The 16,694-nt window shown below is 70.9% G+C and carries 16 protein-coding genes and 1 pseudogene; 13 read left to right on the forward strand and 4 right to left on the reverse strand.

From position 1 onward, the window contains the following. Positions 1–7 precede the first annotated feature (7 nt). The 5 genes and pseudogenes from ORV05_RS27320 (at position 8) to ORV05_RS27340 (ending at position 5,408) form a co-directional block, all read left to right on the forward strand. Positions 8–1,099, forward strand: a complete 1,092-nt coding sequence (locus ORV05_RS27320) for a hypothetical protein (RefSeq protein WP_268754866.1) — start codon at positions 8–10, stop codon at positions 1,097–1,099. Between the two features lie 105 nt (positions 1,100–1,204). Then, positions 1,205–3,334, forward strand: a complete 2,130-nt coding sequence (locus ORV05_RS27325) for a hypothetical protein (protein ID WP_268754867.1) — start codon at positions 1,205–1,207, stop codon at positions 3,332–3,334. Between the two features lie 95 nt (positions 3,335–3,429). Next, entirely contained in the window at positions 3,430–4,203 is a 774-nt protein-coding gene (locus ORV05_RS27330; RefSeq protein ID WP_268754868.1) for a MerR family transcriptional regulator, read from the forward strand. A gap of 60 nt (positions 4,204–4,263) precedes the next feature. Continuing rightward, positions 4,264–4,674, forward strand: a pseudogene (locus ORV05_RS27335) (alpha/beta hydrolase); the annotation flags it as partial. A 74-nt stretch (positions 4,675–4,748) separates the two neighbouring features. Then, complete coding sequence (locus tag ORV05_RS27340; RefSeq protein WP_268760088.1) at positions 4,749–5,408, forward strand: hypothetical protein; 660 nt, start codon at positions 4,749–4,751, stop codon at positions 5,406–5,408. A gap of 81 nt (positions 5,409–5,489) precedes the next feature. Here ORV05_RS27340 and ORV05_RS27345 read toward each other — a convergent pair whose 3' ends face one another. The 3 genes from ORV05_RS27345 to ORV05_RS27355 all read right to left on the reverse strand — a co-directional run bounded on the left by ORV05_RS27345 (position 5,490) and on the right by ORV05_RS27355 (position 8,936). Beyond that, positions 5,490–5,792 carry a carboxymuconolactone decarboxylase family protein gene (locus tag ORV05_RS27345; protein ID WP_268754869.1) on the reverse strand — a complete coding sequence of 101 codons (303 nt, stop codon included), beginning with the start codon at positions 5,790–5,792 and terminating at the stop codon, positions 5,490–5,492. A gap of 211 nt (positions 5,793–6,003) precedes the next feature. Beyond that, the gene (locus ORV05_RS27350) at positions 6,004–6,444 is read right to left on the reverse strand and encodes a hypothetical protein (RefSeq protein WP_268754870.1); all 441 of its coding nucleotides are present in this window, start codon (positions 6,442–6,444) and stop codon (positions 6,004–6,006) included. Between the two features lie 89 nt (positions 6,445–6,533). Further along, entirely contained in the window at positions 6,534–8,936 is a 2,403-nt protein-coding gene (locus ORV05_RS27355) for a helix-turn-helix domain-containing protein (RefSeq protein WP_268754871.1), read from the reverse strand. Positions 8,937–9,091: 155 nt separating this feature from the next. On the opposite strand from ORV05_RS27355, the gene ORV05_RS27360 reads away from it, so the two are divergent. Together ORV05_RS27360 and ORV05_RS27365 are read left to right on the forward strand one after the other, a co-directional pair. After that, entirely contained in the window at positions 9,092–10,180 is a 1,089-nt protein-coding gene (locus ORV05_RS27360; RefSeq protein WP_268754872.1) for an alpha/beta hydrolase, read from the forward strand. A 21-nt stretch (positions 10,181–10,201) separates the two neighbouring features. Then, entirely contained in the window at positions 10,202–10,369 is a 168-nt protein-coding gene (locus ORV05_RS27365) for a hypothetical protein (RefSeq protein ID WP_268754873.1), read from the forward strand. 144 nt (positions 10,370–10,513) lie between these two features. Here the strand turns inward: ORV05_RS27365 and bla are convergent, their stop codons facing one another. Beyond that, complete coding sequence (gene bla, locus ORV05_RS27370) at positions 10,514–11,428, reverse strand: class A beta-lactamase (protein ID WP_268759916.1); 915 nt, start codon at positions 11,426–11,428, stop codon at positions 10,514–10,516. A 110-nt stretch (positions 11,429–11,538) separates the two neighbouring features. On the opposite strand from bla, the gene ORV05_RS27375 reads away from it, so the two are divergent. The 6 genes from ORV05_RS27375 (at position 11,539) to ORV05_RS27400 (ending at position 16,618) form a co-directional block, all read left to right on the forward strand. After that, a complete protein-coding gene (locus ORV05_RS27375) occupies positions 11,539–12,429 on the forward strand; it encodes a LysR family transcriptional regulator (protein ID WP_268754874.1) in 891 nt (296 codons plus the stop codon). Next, positions 12,426–13,328, forward strand: a complete 903-nt coding sequence (locus ORV05_RS27380) for a serine hydrolase (RefSeq protein WP_268754875.1) — start codon at positions 12,426–12,428, stop codon at positions 13,326–13,328. Before ORV05_RS27375 ends, ORV05_RS27380 begins: the two co-directional genes overlap by 4 nt. Before the next feature lie 103 nt (positions 13,329–13,431). Then, the gene (locus ORV05_RS27385; protein WP_268754876.1) at positions 13,432–13,947 is read left to right on the forward strand and encodes a hypothetical protein; all 516 of its coding nucleotides are present in this window, start codon (positions 13,432–13,434) and stop codon (positions 13,945–13,947) included. A gap of 62 nt (positions 13,948–14,009) precedes the next feature. Further along, positions 14,010–14,858 (forward strand): DUF4097 family beta strand repeat-containing protein, encoded by an 849-nt coding sequence (locus tag ORV05_RS27390; RefSeq protein WP_268754877.1) that lies wholly within the window; start codon positions 14,010–14,012, stop codon positions 14,856–14,858. Between the two features lie 18 nt (positions 14,859–14,876). After that, positions 14,877–15,833, forward strand: a complete 957-nt coding sequence (locus tag ORV05_RS27395; RefSeq protein ID WP_268754878.1) for an ATP-binding cassette domain-containing protein — start codon at positions 14,877–14,879, stop codon at positions 15,831–15,833. Then, the gene (locus ORV05_RS27400; protein WP_268754879.1) at positions 15,830–16,618 is read left to right on the forward strand and encodes an ABC transporter permease; all 789 of its coding nucleotides are present in this window, start codon (positions 15,830–15,832) and stop codon (positions 16,616–16,618) included. Before ORV05_RS27395 ends, ORV05_RS27400 begins: the two co-directional genes overlap by 4 nt. Positions 16,619–16,694 lie beyond the last annotated feature (76 nt).

Raw genomic sequence — 16,694 nt, forward strand, 5'->3', positions numbered from 1 at the left:
TGGCCGGATGGGCACGGTCGCGCTCCCCGCGCTGATCATCGTCACGACCGCTTACGCGGTGCTGGTACTCCCCCGCATGAACTCTCCCGTGCGACGGGAACGCAGCTGGGCGCGGCATCCAGGATTCTGGCTGCTGGTCGTGACCGCGCTGCTCTTCGTAAACCAGGTGCTGTTCACCGTGTACGTGTGGCGGGAATGGCACGGAGACGTTTCCCGTATCGCGCGCTATCTGCCCGCCGGCTGGTTCGCACTGGCCGATCCCGGCCGGTTCGCCGACGCGTTCCCCGCGCCGGGCCTGCTGTCGCCGACGGTGCTGCGCGTTCAGGCGTTTTTGGAACTGCCGTTCGTCCTGCTGGCCTACCTGACCGTCTGCCGGTGGTGCGGCGCCCCCGTGTTCGGGCGGGCACTGGCAGCGCGATGGGCGGTATCGGCCTCCTACACCGCGACGTTCTGCCTGATCGAGTGGTCGCTGCACAATCCCTACACCACCGCCGATCTGGTGCTTCGCGTGCTGTCCGGGCTGCTCGTGCCGATCGCGGCCGGCCGCCTGGCCTCCGGCCCGGACCGGGAGCCGCACCTGGTGCCGCTGGTCGTCTCGCTCGCCGCGCTCGGTTGCCTCGTGCTCGCGGTGTACGACACCGCCCTGCTCTACAACCTCGCCCATGCCGCCGCCTGGCTGCCGCGCTCCGCCCTCGCGCTCGGCGTGCTGGCGGCGGCGCGCTGGTGGGCGGCACGCGGCCCCGGCAGGGCCGGACCGGCGATCAGGGCGGTATGCGCTTGCCTGGGCTGGTTCCTGGTGCTCTTCTTCGTCCCGGCCCTGCCCCTGCGCTACGGCCTGAACTTCGGGACCACCGCCGTTTCCCTGGCGTGCGGCGCCGTGCTGGTGGCACGGGCGCTGTGGCTGGGCTGGCCGCGCGAACTCGCGCGGACGCTGGCACTGGCCGTACTGGCCGGGTGTGGCGGGGCGGCGGCCGGTGACCTGCTCGCGCACGGACTGCCGGAAGCCCGCCTGCTGGCGGCCGCGGCCGGTTTCGTGCTCGCGGGCGGTGCGGTCTGCGCGATCACCGACCGGAAACGGCGACGAACACGGGAAGTGTAACCGGGATCACACTTCTGCAACCTGCAGTGTCTCTCCGGCCTAAAGCAGTCGAAGCGGCGAGCCGTGCCCGGTACGCCGACGAGACGCAAGAGAGGCAAAAATCGAGTGACCCAGATTTTGGACGGCTCCCGGGAAGTGCAAGCACCTCCCGGGAATGCGGGCTGGGAGCATCGCAGACGGATCCGGTTACGTCCCGAACTGTGGATCGCCCTGCTGGCCCTGGTGTCCGGTTTCGGCTTCGCCGCGGTTTCGGTCCTGTGGAACGACGGGAGGCTGTTCGCCCCGCTCGACGACGTCTACATCCACCTGCAATACGGGAAACAACTGGGCTCGGGGCATTTCTTCCAGTTCAACGCGGGCGACGAAATCAGCGCCGGCGCCAGCAGCATGCTCTACGCGTTCATCCTCGGCGCCGCCTACGCGATCGGTTTCCACGGCACCCTGCTCCTGGTCTTCGCGGTGGTGTTCAACATCTTCTGTTTCGCGGCGGCCGCGGCGACCGCCTGCGTGCTCGGTACCCGGCTGGTGAACCGCACGGTCGGGATCTGGACGGGGGTGCTCGTAGCGCTGAGCGGCGCGCTCTCCTGGGGCGCGGCGAGCGGCATGGAAGTCGGCCTGGTGATGCTGCTGGTGACCGGTCTCCTGGCCACCTTCGTCATCGAACGGACATCAGCCCGGTTCCGCTTCACCCCGCTCGTCGCGGCGCTGCTGGCGCTGTCCCGGCCCGAAGGACTGATCTTCGCCGGTTCGATCACCTGCGCGGTGCTCTGGACACTGTGGACACACCGCCGGACGGCCGGCGCGTCGAGGACGCTGAGGCTCGCCGGGTGGAGCCTGCTTCCCGCCGCCGTGGGCGCGGGGCAGTTGCTGTTCTACAAGCTGGCCACCGGAACCGCCTCGGCCAACGGCGTGCAGTCCAAGTCGATGCTGCACGATCGGCCGGAGTTCTACCTCGGCGAGTTCGCCGACCGCACCATGGCGATGCTGCGCGGCCTGGTGGACATCTTCCTCGGTTTCCACGGCCAGGACTTCGCCTTCCCCGGCGCGCTCCTGCTGTCCGGACTCGGTGCCGCGTACCTGCTCACCGACCGCGGCAGGCGCCCGCTGGTGATCGCGGCTCTCGCCGGGCTGGCCGCGGCCGTGCTTTCGCTGTCCACTTTGGTGAGTGCGCTGGTGCACGAGCTGCGCTACTTCCAGCCCTTCATGCCCCTGTTCCTGCTGTTCGTCGTCAGCGGCGTGTACGCCATCAGCCGGGTGGTGCCCCAGCTGAGGGCGCGGCGCTTCGCACTGCACGCGGGGCTCACGATGATCCTGGTGTTCTCGCTCGTCGCGATGCCGACGTGGGCGGTGCGCTTCGCCAGGGCGGCAGCCGCCATCCGCGACAGCGACGTCTCGTACGCGGCCTGGATCATGGGCAACGTGCCACCGGGCGCGATCGTGGCGATCAAGGACGTCGGTGCCGTGGCCTACCTCGGCGACCACCGGGTGGTGGACCTGATCGGGCTGGGCACCAACGGGTTCGCCCAGGCCAGCAACAACGGCGTCGGCTCGGTGTACGAAAAGCTGCGGCGCCTGCCCGAAGCGAAGCGCCCCGGATACTTCGCCGCCTACGAGACCGGTCCCGGTGTTCCGATGTCGCCGCTGAAGGACGCCGGGATTCTCGTGCAGCCCGCCGAGGCGAGCTTCGACGTGCACACCCCGCCGGACGCCGACGGCGGTCTCATCGTGCCGTTCCGCACCTTCGCGATCTATCGCGCCGACTGGAGACTGGCCGGCTCCGGGGACGCCTGCCCGGTGCGGGGCGAGGTGCGGGACTACGTGAACGTCGCCGACCTCGACGGAGAGTCCGCGCATTCCTACGCGTTCCTCCCGGCACAGAAGGGAATCCAGCCCTGGACCGTGCTGACGCGGCAGGGGAACACGATCGACAGCGGCCGGACGATCATGGGCGGCGAGAGCTTCACCGCGCACAACCTCGTCCCCGGCAAGCCCACCACCCTCGTCGCCCGGACCGCGATGCACGGCACGGTGCCCGAATCGACCGTGCTGGTGAATGGGCGGCCCGCCGGTACCTGGACCCGGGTGGGCGGAACCAGCGGATGGCAGACCTACACCTTCACCATCCCGGGCGATCTGATCACCTCCCCCGAGGTCCGGATCGACCTCCAGCAGCCCCGCCCGATGCTCAACGCGTACCCGGACTACACCTCTTACGGGTACTGGTTCGTCCAGTAGCACCCTGGGCGGCGGTACCGGTCCACGGTGCCGCCGCCCCTTTATGCTCGAAAGAGCTTGCACCTCACGTCGCGTGAGGTTTTACCGTGATCTTCGTGACCGGAAACGATGACGGCCGCGGGCGATGGAGTGTGGGGGCGCTGGCGAAGGCCACCGGCCTCACCGTGCGGACCCTCCACCACTACGACGAACTCGGACTGCTGCGCCCCGGCGAGCGCACTCGTGCGGGCCACCGCCGGTACACCGAACAGGATGTCCAGCGCCTGTACCGGATCCGGTTGCTGCGGCAACTGGGCATGTCACTGGAAAAGATCCGTGAGGTGCTCGACGAGCGCACCGGCACGGATGCCCTGCGGGACGTGCTGAACCGGCGTCTCGACGAGATCGACGACCAGCTGTGGCGTCTGAACGCGCTGCGCAACCAGATCGGCGGTCTGCTGGAACAGCTGGCCGGTTCCCCGCAGCCACGACCCACGGAGTTGCTCGCACTGTTCGGCCGCACCAGCCTGTTCCACGACGACCTTTCGCGGGAGCAACGGGAAGTGCTCGACCGACGCGCGAGCGAAATCGGCGCGGACGGCCGGAAATGGCTCGACGGTGAATGGCGGCTGGTGCTCGCGGACCTGGTGCGGCACTGCCAGGCGGATGACCCGGTCGATGATCCCGCGGTGCGGCGAACCGCCGCTCGCCTGAAGGTCGTCATGGACATGTTCACCGGCGGCGATCCCGCCGTCGGGGAGTCGGTCGTCCTTTTCTTCCGTGAGCACGGGCTGGGTGTGGTGAAGGAAGTGCTGCCCGGCACCTCGGAATCCGCGATCGGCGAAGAACTGTGGGACTACGTCGGCCGAATTCTCACCCAGGCCGACTGATTCACCGGCAGGAAACCGAAAACGAGGGGAGAAATCGTGCGTACCCTGGTCACGTTCATCATGGTGCTGCTCACCGCGGTCGGTTGTGCCGCTCCGCGGGCTGTGGCCGCCGACGCTCCGGTGTTGCGGCTCCCGGCCCCGGACGGGCCGCACCAGGTCGGGACCACTGAGTTGCACCTGGTCGATCACGGCCGGAAGGATCCGTGGAACGGAACCGACCGGGAGGTGATGGTCACCCTGTTCTACCCGGCGGTCCGGGCACACGGCTACCCGCTCGCGCCGCAGATGCCCGCGGGCGCGGCCACGCTGTTCCCAGCCATCGACGCCACGTGGCTACACCCCCAGTTGCCGAAGACGGGAGTGGACTGGGGCGCGACGCCGACCGCCGCGCACGCCGGAGCCCCGGCACAACCCGTCCGGCGACCGGTGCTGCTCTACAGCCCGGGGCTGGCCGACCCGAGGACGCTCGGCACCGGCCTGGCCATCGAACTCGCCTCCCGCGGGTTCGTCGTCGCCACCGTCGATCACCCCGGGAGGCCTCCGAAGTGGCCTTCCCCGACGGCCGTGTGCGGCCGATCGACGTGCCGGCCAACCCCAGCACCGACCCGGCCACCTACCGGACCGCCATCGCCACCCGGCTGGCCGACACCCGTCTCGTGCTCGACGCGATGGACACGCTCGCCGCCGGAGGCAATCCGGACGCGGAGGGCCGCGGGCTGCCGGAAAACCTGGGCCGGGCACTGGATACGCGGCGTTTGGGGATGTACGGGCACGGTACCGGCGGGGCTATCGCAGCCGAAGTCCTGCGAGACGACAAGCGCGTGAGCGTGGCTGTCAACCTCGAAGGTCCCCTCGACTACCTGCCCGAGCAGCCCGGTCAGGAGGCCGAACTGCTGCCGGTGGCCCGCGAAGGTGTGGAGCGGCCGCTCCTGCTGTTCGGTACCGACGGTTTCCGCGGCGAGCGGTACGACCGCTCGTGGTCGGCCCTGCTCGCGCACAGTGGGAACCATGCCCGGCGGATCCAGCTGAGCGATGCCAACCACTGGGTGTTCACCGACTTCGGCGCACAGGTCCCGCAGCTGCAGGCCGCCGGGCTGATGACGGCCCAGGGCCGGGCCGAACTGGTCGGCCGGATCCCGCCGGAGATCTCGGTTCCCGCCGTGTGGAATGCGGTGACGTCTTTCTTCACCGCGCACCTTCCCTGAACCTACCTTCGTCGAAGCCTCCTTTTAGGACAGTAGGACCGTCCGAAAAGGAGGCTTCTTGCCGGGTGTGGAGATCCCGTTCTACTGGATGTCCTCGTCGGCGACCGCCTCGGCCGCCATAGTCACTCCGAACACGCGCAGGATCTTTCCGGCCGCGGACGCCACCCGCGCGCTCCCCACCAGCGGCGAAATGGCGATCAACGTGCCCTGTGCGTCTTCCAGCGTGACCCCCGAGTCGGCCGCCATCCCGAGGTTCGTCAGGTAGGACACGGGCGCGGCGTCCATCGCGACCAGCGCGGCGAGCCGGACGAGGAAATAGGTCTTGTCGTCGAGCCCCGAATTCGCCAGCGAGTCGAGATTCATCGCGACGAGCCGTTCCAGCACCGGCGCCTCGCCTTGGGCGACGCTGCTGAGGGTTTCCTAAACAGGCGCTTCGGAAGTCATCGGAGTCTCCGGAGGATCGAACTGTCCTTGCCTGGCCGATGCCCTCAGCCTGGCACGTCCGAGCCCCGCCGCAATCGCCCCCGGAAGGTGAGCCGGCGAACCCGACGCACCCGCACCGCCTGCCCCGCCCACGGGGCAGGCGGCACGCCGGTCAGGCGGCCTTGCGGGTGGCGAGGTAGCCGGGGACGGCTCCCGCGCAGGACACGATGGCGGCGACCAGTCCCAGGAAGAGCCCGAACCCGGCGCCGGCGCTGAAGCCCGCTCCCCCGAGGCCGCCCAGCGGATCGCTGGGCAGGGTGACCCAACGCAGCAGGATGATCAGCACCGACACGCCGGAGGCGATGAGCCAGATGAGCGGCGCGTTCGGCACCTGCCTGCCGAAGCGGGGCGCCAGGACGAGCGCGCCGCAGGCGATCAGCAGCAGCACGGGGCCCCAGCCCCCGATGCCCACGCTCCAGGCGCTCAGGCTGCCGCTGAGCACTCCGGCGCTGAAGGAGTACCAGGGCAGGAAACTCGCGACGAAGGCCACGAGCCCGCCCCCGATCCCCATCCACTCCAGCTTGGTGACCTGTTTCAGGTCAAATCCGTCCACCAGTGCGACCTTTCCGTCAATTGTCCACCGAGTACGTTTTTGCGAGATTGCAGTGTGACAGAATCCGTCTTCGCGCGGTCTCGATCCGATTAAGGTCGCGGCACTTTTACGCCGGTGTCCACCGGGCCGCGACCCGGTGTGCCAGAAGGCGCTTTCCCGGTCAGGTGGTCGCGCAGACGGGCGTGCCGGAACTGGTACACCGCACCGGCCTGGCGCAGCACCCCCCGCCGGTAGGCGTCGTCGAGGAAGGCGGCCATCGCCCACGGCAGCCGCCCGGTCAGCGGCAGCCAGAAACGGGACAGCAGCACCCACTGGCCCCAGGCGGTGAAGGCGAAGGCGTAGCACAGGCTGCCGCCGAGCCCGCCGATCGCCCCGGTCAGCAGCCCGCCCTCCAGCGTCCAGACCAGCGGGCCCAGTGCGCCCTGGAAGAGGTCGATTACGAGACGGCCGCCGACGGCGATCCCGACGGTGATCATCGGTATCAGCATCAGCACCTGGCGCCCCACGGTCCCGCGGTTCGCCGCCAGTAGTCCCAGCGGGTTGGCCGCGGAACTGAGATTCATCGGCGCCTCCAGCACGGCCATCAGCCCGAACACCGCCCCGGCCGCGAGCCCGTAGACCAGCCCGAAGAGGAACATGTTCACCAGCGTGACCTGGAGTACCAGGCCGGTCTCCGCCGGGAAGCCGTACAGCAGTCCCCGCACCAGCGTGCTCATCGGGCCGAAGCCGAGCCCCACCAGGAAACCGCCCAGCAGCCCCACGCCGAACCGGGCGGTGAACCGGCGCGCGAGCCCCGTCCGCCCGGCCCGGCCGAACCACCGCATCCGGACCCGGGACGGTTCGAACTCCACCCCGCCGTAGACGATCAGGATCCCGTAGACCAGACCGAAGGCCAGGCCGACCACCGCCCCGGTCAGCACCCCCTCGACCAGTCCGGCGCGGAGCCCGGCCGAAACCCCGGAAGCGGCGATGTCCAAGGGCAGCACGAACAGCCAGTCGAAGACCGCGGTGACCAGCGAGGTGCCCAGCACGACGGTGAGGATCCGCCGCGACTTGGGCAGCGAAGTGCCGAGCTGCCACCACGCCAGGTCGTGCGTGCCGAGCCGGTCGAGGTGCCGGGCGAGGTGGCCCAGCCAGTGCCGGGCCCTGGCCGGATCCCAGTCCCGGTCCGTCCCGCTCCCGCTGGTGCCCCGCCCGGCGGGACCGGCCGGGGGCCGGTGCCGGTACACGGTGGGCACGTAACTGTCCAGCAGGTGGTCTTCCAGCGCTTCGGCGGTGGGGAACCGGGCGCTGTCCAGCAGTTCGGCCGGATCCCGCCCGGGCGTGTCGCTGTAGACGGTCCGGGCGAGCACGATCATCAGCGGAGTGCTCAGCACGGCTCTCAGACGGGCAGCGGCCGGGCTGTCCGGCCGCTCGCGCAGCACGGTCAGGACCGGATCCCACATGCCGTCCGCCGCGCGGCGGACGGTGCGGGGCAGGTAGCCGGCGAGATCGTCCGGGGTGAGGTCGGTCAGCTCGATCCCGGCGGCCCCGGTCAGCACGTCCGTCGCCGCCACGGCCCTGGCGAACTCGCCGGGACGGCTGGTCAGCAGCAGCGGCAGTGCAGTGCCGTTGAGCGCTTCCAGTGCGGCGCGGTGCAGGCCGTTCGCGATCTCGTCGAACCCGTCCAGCACGGGCAGGATGTAACCGGCCTCGACGAGCGCGGCGGCGAGCGTCTCCCCGCCTCCGCCGTCGGCGGCCAGGCCGGGATAGTCGCGCAGCAGGCGGTCGATCAGCCAGTCGCGGAGCGCGAGGGCGGTCGGGTCCCACGAGCCGAGGTCGAACACGACCGGCACCGGCTCGGCCTCGGTGCGCGTGCGCAGGTAGCTCAGCACGAACCGCAGCGCCAGGATCGTTTTCCCGGAACCGGCGCGGCCCAGCACCACCAGGCGCCCCGACGGGATCCGGCGGTAGGTGCCGGCGATCCCGTCGAGGGTGCCGGTCAGCTCGAGCGGGCGCGAGGTGACCCCGGCAGGCGCCCGGTTGATGTTGTCCCAGTGATCGGTCAGCTCCGGTGCCATCGGCCGCCAGCGCACCGGCAAGGGGAACGGGTCGTGGACCCCGCGCTGCTCCTCCTCGCGCTGCCATCGCCCGCTGACCGCCTGCGCCAGTGTCGAGGCGGCTTCGGAGAGCGCTTCCCGGAACGCCGGGGGCACCACGGGCCCGTGCACCGGGGGAACCGCGGGAACCTCGCCCGGTGGTTCTTCCGCCGCCTCCGGTGTCCGGTCCGGGGTGCCGCCCGCTTCGGCCAGCAGGCGCCGGCGTTCGTCCGGTGCGAGCCCGAGCGCGTCCGCCAGCAGCTTCACCGTCCCCAGCCGGGGGTCGGTGGGTTCGCCGGTCTCCAGCCTGCGGATGGTGCGCACCCCCACCCCGGACCGCTCCGCCAGCTGTTCCTGAGTCATCCCCGCCGCGCGCCGCAGCTGGCGCAGCAGCGTGCCGAACCGGCTCGTCACTTCGGGCCTCTCCTACCGGTGATCCCTGGCGTGACCGACTCTAGCGTGATCACCGGCCATATCCGGCCGGTTCCCGGCCTGGCCCCCTGACCAGCGCGAACGGCAGGATGGCCCGCACCGAGGGAAGAAGATCGACCGAACGGAGCTGGAGCCGCATGAGAACCCGTTTCAGACCGCTACGGCGGGCCGGGGCCGTACTGGGGGTCGGCCTCGCCCTCGCCATGACCGTCGCGGCCGCGCCCGCGGCGAGCGCGGACACCGCCGACCCGCCGCGCTTCGACAGCGGTTTCGGCCTGACCGTGGTCAGCCAGCCCGCCTGGGCCGACGACGCCCACCGCACCTTCACCTTCGCGGTGACCTCCGGCCAGGTGCCGAACCCGACGCTGGTGCCGGGCCAGACCGCCGGGCAGCACGTGATCATGGTCACCCTGCCCGAGGGGTACGACGGTGCGGCCGCCACCCGCTACCCCGTGCTGTACGGCCTGCACGGCAACCGGGACCTGCCCAACACCGTGGCGAACCTGCGGATGACCGAGGATTCCACGCGGGGGGTGCCGCTGATCACGGTGTGGCCCAACGGGGTCCGCAGCTGGTACTCGAACTGGGTCAACCCCGGCTCGCTCGGCCCGCAGAACTGGGAGACCTTCCACCTCGACCAGCTCATCCCGCTGATCGACGCGAACCTCAAGACCATCCCCGCCCGTGAGGGCCGCGCCATCGTCGGCCACTCGATGGGCGGCTTCGGCGCGTTCCACTACGCCGAGCACCGGCCCGACCTGTTCAGCTACGTGGGCAGTTTCTCCGGCGGACTCGACCTGCTCAACCAGGGGCAGCGGGCGGCGGTCGTGGAAACCGAACTGGACCCGGCCTCGGGCACGCCGACCACCTCCGTGGACGCGATCTTCGGCCCGCCGGTCTGGCCGCTCGACGGGGTGTGGAACGCGGAAAGCCCGGCCCAGCACGTCAGTGCGCTGCGGGACATGGGAGTGGCGATGTACACCGGCAATGGCGGGAACCTCACCGTCGATCCGGTGCAGGCGGTGGTCGAGAACGGGGCCGAACAGACGGCGAAGGTGACCGCGGGGTACCTGACCGCGGCGGGCATCCCGTTCCAGTTCACCGACTACGGCGACGGCAGCGGCTGGGCCACCGGCTGCACCGGCAAGCACGCCCAGTTCGCCTGCCTGCAGGCCGACATGGACCACTTCATCCCGCTGATCATGCAGCGCCTCCGGCACCCCTGAGCCGCGCCGGTACCCGCATCGATGCGCAAGAAACCCGGCTCGGCCCGCGAACCCCGTGAGGGAAGCGGGTGCCTGCTGCTCGTGGGAATGCTGTTCGTGGTGCTGCTGGTGGTCTCCACCTGCCACCAGCAGGCACGGGGCGCCCCGCCGCCGGCCGCCCCGTGCCCCGCCTGCGCCCGACTCCGCTGAGCCGCCCTCTCGCGTGCCGACCGGGGAACGGCACTCGCGGGACCAGGGGGTGTGCCCTCAAGGTGGCCTTGAGGGCGTTGATGACCCTGAAGGCCACCATCAGGGCATCCCGCCCCGGCCCCCAGCGTCACGGCCAGGGGCGGCTCAGCGGAGAGCGGCGACGGTGGAGGTCGCGGCCTGGGCGATGAGCTTGTCGTCGTAGGCGGCGTCCTTCGCCTGCCGGTCGGACAGGACCACGAGCACGATCGGCGCCCGCTGCGGTGGCCAGACCACCGCGATGTCGTCGCGCGTCCCGTACGAGGCGGCTCCCGTCTTGTCGGCGACCTGCCAGTCCGCGGGCACGCCCGCCCGGACGAGTGTGGCGCCGGTGGTGTTGGCGCGCATCATGGCGACGAGGACGGCTCGCCTGTCCTCGGGCAGCGCGGTGCCGAGGGTGAACGCGCGCAGGCTGGCCGCCATGGCGCGCGGTGTGCTGGTGTCGCGGGGGTCGCCCGGCACGGCCTCGTTGAGCGCGGGTTCGATCCGGTCGGGGCTGGTGGTCGCGTCCCCGATGGCGCGCAGCGCGGCGGTCAGCCCGGCGGGCCCGCCGAGTTCACGAAACATCAGGTTGGCGGCGGTGTTGTCGCTGTAGCGGAGGGCCGCGTCGAGCACCGCGCGCAGCGGCATCCCGGTACCGGCGTACTTCTGTGTGATGGGCGAATAGGACACGACGTCGCCCTGGCCGAACATCACGGTCCGGTCCAGCCCCTCCACCGGAGTCCGCCGCAGGATGGCACCGGCGCTGAACACCTTGTGGGTGGAGGCGTAGGCGAACCGCTCGTCGGCCCGGAAGGCGACCTCCCGGCCGGTCCCGGTGTCCACCGCGTACACCCCGAGCCGGGCGCCGAAGGTCCGTTCGAGCCGCTCGAAGTCCTGCTGCCCGGCGGTGGGTTGGACGGTGGCCGGTGCAGCGGTCGAGGTGGCGGCCGGTGCCGGGGCGGGTGCGGGGGCCGCACACGCGGCGAGCGAAGCGATCGCCAGCGCGGCGACGGCCGCCAGGACGTTTCGGTGGAAATGCACGGACACGCGAGTTTTCCTTTGCGAGATCGACGGGTAAGCGCAGTCTCGCCGGGACCGGTCATGCTGTCCAAGACGGATTGGGACGGTTTGATGCTGAAATGGCATAAGGTGTGGTCGTGGACCTGATCGGCGGTTGCCGGGCGTTCGTGAGCGTCAGCGAGACCGGGAGTTTCACCGCGGGCGCCGCCCTCGCCCGCATCCCCCAGCCCGTCGCGAGCCGCCGCATCGCGGCGCTGGAACGTCACCTCGGGGAGCGGCTGTTCGACCGGTCCACCCGCAGGGCGCGGCTCACCCCGTTCGGACGCGACATGCTGCCCACGGCCAAGCGCCTCGTGCGGCTGGCCGACGCGATGGAACACGACGCGAAACGGGCCAAGCTGCGCCCGTTGCGGCTCGCGGTGCCGGACATCTGCACGACCCGCAGGCTCGCCGAACTCGACGCCGAGGCCCGCTCCCTCGACCTCTTCCTCGAATTCCGGCTCGCCCTGCCGGGCGAACGGGCCGAACTCGTGCGCACCCACGAGGTCCGCGCCGCCCTCGTGGCGGTCCCCGCCGACGAGGGCATCTGGACCCTCCCGCTCGGACTGGCGAGCGCGGTCGAGCCGTCGGCCGCCGTGATCCACCTGGAGTCCCTGCGCCCCGGCCGCTCGGGCCGCCCGGCCCGCCGGGTGTGGATCCAGCCCGAGGACGACGTTCCCCCCATCCGCGACCGGATGTTCCGCATCCGCGACTCGGTGGGGCTGCGGCCCGCGCAGGTCGCCGTCGCCGACTCGCTCAGTTCCGCGGCCGGTGGCGTGCTGTGCTCGGCGGATCTGCTGCTGTGCTCGGCGGACCAGGCCCGGGAACTCGGCCTGGCGTGGCGGCCGATCGGAGAGACCCAGCTCGCGCGCGGCTTCGACGTCGTGGCCGGGCTGGGCGACGACGCCCACCGTCTCCGCACACAGCTGTGGCCGGGCATCGCGCGCTGTCTCGGCGCCGCGGAACCCGGAGAGGCTCAGTGAACACCGAGGCACTGCTCCTGCGGCTGAAAGACGAGCTGGACGACGGCGGGCTGCACGGCTCGTTCCTGGTCCGTGACCTCCGGACCGGGCACGAGATCGGCATCGAGCCGGACCTGGAGTTCCCGAGCGCTTCGCTGGTCAAGATCCCGCTCGCCGCGGCCACCCTGGAGCGGATCCGCCGAGGCGAACTCGACGGATCGACCCCGGTCGACGTCCGGCCCGGCCGGGTCACCGCGCCCGGGCCGACCGGCCTGACCCGGTTCCGGCATCCCGCCCGCATCGCGCTCGACGACCTGCTGTACCTGACCATGGCGATCAGCGACGGAACCGCGTCCGACGCGCTGTTCGCCCTGACCCCGCCCGCCGAGGTCTCCCGGATGCTGCGGAGCTGGGGCTTTTCGGGGATCACCGTGCGGCATCCGCTGGGAGACCTCCTCGACACCCCCGCCGCACGCTTCGAGCCCGCCGAGGTGCACCTCGCGCACTCCCTGGCCATCGGGGCCACGACGGCCGGGCGGGGGCACCCGGTCCCCCAGCTCGACGTCACCCGCGCCAACTCCGGATCGGCCCGCGCGTTCACCGCGCTGCTCGAAGCACTGTGGACGCCGTCCGAAATAGACGAACGGGTGTCCGCCCGGGTGCGGGAACTGATGGCGGGCAATCTGCTGCGGCAGCGGCTCGCACCGGAATTCGCCTCCGACGCCACGAAGTGGTCGTCGAAAACCGGGACACTGCTCAATCTCCGGCACGAGGTCGGTGTCGTCGAGCACGCCGACGGCGCGAGGTTCGCCATCGCCGCGCTCACCGAATCGCGGGTACCGGCGGCCGTCCAGCCCGAGGCGGAAATCCTCATGGCGCGCGTCGCCAGGACCCTGCGCGACCACCTGCGCGCGGCCTGAACCGAGGGCGCCTGTCCTCACTGTCCTGCTTGCACCCACCCCTTGGCGCCATCTGACGCCATCCTTGCTTGACGGTGGCGCCAAATGGCGCCATGATGGCGTCATGGACTTGAGCAAGTATGTGGACGGCCTCGGCCGCGACTTCGCGTCCCTGGCGGAAGGCGGGGGCGACGAGGTCCGGGAACTGCTCGAACGGATCGCGGGATCGCTGGAGTCGTCGATCCGGCTCACCCTGCTGGACGCGCTGTCGGCCGCCACCGACGAGATCACCCGGGAACTCGCCCCCGGTTCGGTCGAGCTGCGCCTGCGCGGACGCGAACCGAACTTCGTCGTGACGCCACCGCCCGCCGAGGCGCCGCACCCGGTGACGACCGAGCCGGGTGCCGAACCCGTGGACACCACGCCGGTCACGGAGGAAGCCGCGACCGCGCGGATCAATTTCCGGCTCCCGGAACAGCTGAAGGCCGCGATCGAAGAGGCAGCGGGCCGGGAGGGGCGCTCGGTCAACGCGTGGCTGGTGCGCGTCGCCTCCGCCGCCCTGCACCAGCGCGACCGCGAGCAGCCCCCGCCACCGCGGGGCAAACCCGGACCCCAGCGCTACCGGGGCTGGGCCCGCTAGGAGCTTTTCACCCGTCCGCGAACAGCGGAAACGCTTCACCGACACCTTTCGAGGGGACCACTATGCCCATTTTCGACACACCCTCCCCCATCTCCGTCACGATCGAACTCGGCGCCGGCCGCGTCGAAATCGTGGCGAGCGACCGGACCGACACCGTGGTCGAGGTGCGCCCGGCCGACCCGTCCGACGAATCGGATGTCAAGACCGCCCGGCAAACCCGCGTCGAGTACGCCGGCGGCACGCTCCTGATCGCCGGGCCCAGGTTCCGCCCGTTCGAATTCTCCCGCAAGAACCGCTCGATCACCGTGTCCATCGAACTGCCCGCCGGTTCACGGGTGCAGGGCGAAGCGCAGATCGGCGACCTGCGCGTCACCGGCAGCCTCGGCGAGTGCCGGTTCAAGAGCGGCATCGGCCACCTCCAGGTCGACGACTGCGGCCCGCTGCGCCTGAACACCGGCGCCGGTCACGTCACGGTCGGCGCCGTCGCGGGCGACGCCGAGGTCACCACCGGAATCGGCAAGGTGCGCATCGGCCCGATCGACGGCAGTGCCGCCGTCAAGAACTCCAGCGGCGCCACGGACCTCGCCGCTGTCGCTGGCGAGGCGAAGATCCGCTCGGCCAGCGGCGACATCGTCATCGGCCACGCGGGCGCGGGCGTCGAAGCCAAGACCGCCAGCGGCGGCATCCAGGTGCGCGAAGCCGAGAGTGGTTCGCTCAACCTCAGGACCGCGGCCGGGGACATCGAAATCGGCATCGCCGAGGGCGTCGCCGCGTGGCTCGACCTGAGCACCGGGCACGGCCGCGTGCACAACACGCTGGACGAAGTGGCCTCGGAGCCCCGGCCGTCCGATCGGACCGTCGAAGTACACGCCCACACCTCGTTCGGCGACCTCACCGTCCGCCGGGCCTGACTCTCGAAGGGAAACCCCATGACCGCCGCATCCCGGCCCGCCATCGAGGCCACCGGACTCCGGAAGTCCTTCGGGGACAGAGCGGTGCTCGACGGCATCGACCTGAACGTCCCGCAAGGCTCGATCTTCGCGCTGCTGGGCCCCAACGGCGCGGGCAAGACCACCATCGTCAACATCCTGTCCACTTTGCTCGGTGCCGACGGGGGCAGCGCCCGCGTCGACGGCCACGACCTGGCGACCGAACCCGACGCGGTCCGCGCCGCGATCGGCGTCACCGGACAGTTCTCCGCGGTGGACAACCTGTTCACCGGCGAAGAAAACCTCGCACTCATGGCGGATCTGCACCACCTCGGCCGCACCGAACGCCGCCGGCGCACCAAGGACCTTCTCGACCGGTTCGACCTGGCGGAGGCGGCCGGGAAACCGGCCGCGACCTACTCCGGGGGGATGCGGCGACGACTCGACCTCGCCATGACCCTCATGGGCGATCCCCGGGTGATCTTCCTCGACGAGCCGACGACCGGGCTGGATCCCCGCAGCCGCCGCGGCCTGTGGCGGATCGTGCGCGACCTCGTCGCCGACGGGGTCACGATCTTCCTGACCACGCAGTACCTGGAGGAGGCCGACGAACTCGCCGACCGGATCGCGGTCATCGACCACGGGCGCGTGGTCGCCGAGGGCAGCGCCGCCGAACTCAAACGCCAGGTCCCTGGCGGCCACATCCGCCTGCAGTTCACCCATCCCGGCAGCCTCGAAGCCGCGGCGCGAGTACTCGGCCAAGCCACCCCCGACACCGACGCGCTGACCCTGCGGGTGCCCGGCGACGGCAGCGTCCGCACGCTGAAGGCCCTTCTCGACCGGCTCGACCGCGAATCCATCGAGGTCGGCGAACTGTCCGTGCACACCCCCGATCTCGACGACGTGTTCCTCACCCTCACCGGCCAGTCCGAGAAGCGAAAGGTGACCGCCCGATGACAACCGCCTACGCCGTGCGCGACTCGGCGACCATGTTGCGCCGCAATCTCAGGCACATGCTGCGCTACCCGTCGATGACGGTGATGCTCGTCGGGATGCCGATCGTCTTCCTGCTGCTGTTCGTCTTCGTGTTCGGCGGCACCCTGGGCAACGGCCTCGGCGGACCGGCGGGCGGCCGCGCCGCGTACGTCAACTACGTCACGCCCGCGATCATCCTGATGACCGTGACCGCGACCGTCCAGGGAACGGCGATTTCGGTCGCGATGGACATGACCGAAGGCATCATCGCCCGGTTCCGCACCATGGCCATCGCGCGCGTCTCCGTGCTCACCGGGCACGTCCTCGGCAGCGTCATCCAGGCGATCATCGGCCTGGCGGTGGTGACCGGCGTGGCGCTGCTCGTCGGCTTCCGCCCCACCGCGAGCCCGGGCGCCTGGCTGGCCACCGCCGGTTTCCTCGTGGCGGTGTCCTTCGCGCTCGTCTGGCTTTCCGTCGCCCTCGGCCAGGCCAGCAAGAGCGTCGAAACCGCGAGCAACCTGCCCATGCCCCTGATGCTCCTGCCGTTCCTCGGCAGCGGCTTCGTCCCCACCGGCTCGATGCCCGCCGGGCTCCGCTGGTTCGCCCAGTACCAGCCCTTCACCCCGATCATCGAGACCCTGCGCGGCCTGCTCATGGGCACCCCGATCGGCAGCAACGGCATCATCGCACTCGGCTGGTGCGCCGCCATCGCCCTCGGCGGATACCTGTGGGCGAAGAGACTGTTCAACCGCCAGACCGCACGATGAAACGCACCGCCCGGCCCGCGGAAAACCGCGGCGCCGGGCGACCGCGCGAGGCGGGCACCGCCGGATCGGACCAGCC

The organism is Amycolatopsis cynarae, assembly GCF_026802195.1.
Classification (GTDB): Bacteria; Actinomycetota; Actinomycetes; order Mycobacteriales; family Pseudonocardiaceae; genus Amycolatopsis_E; species Amycolatopsis_E rhizosphaerae.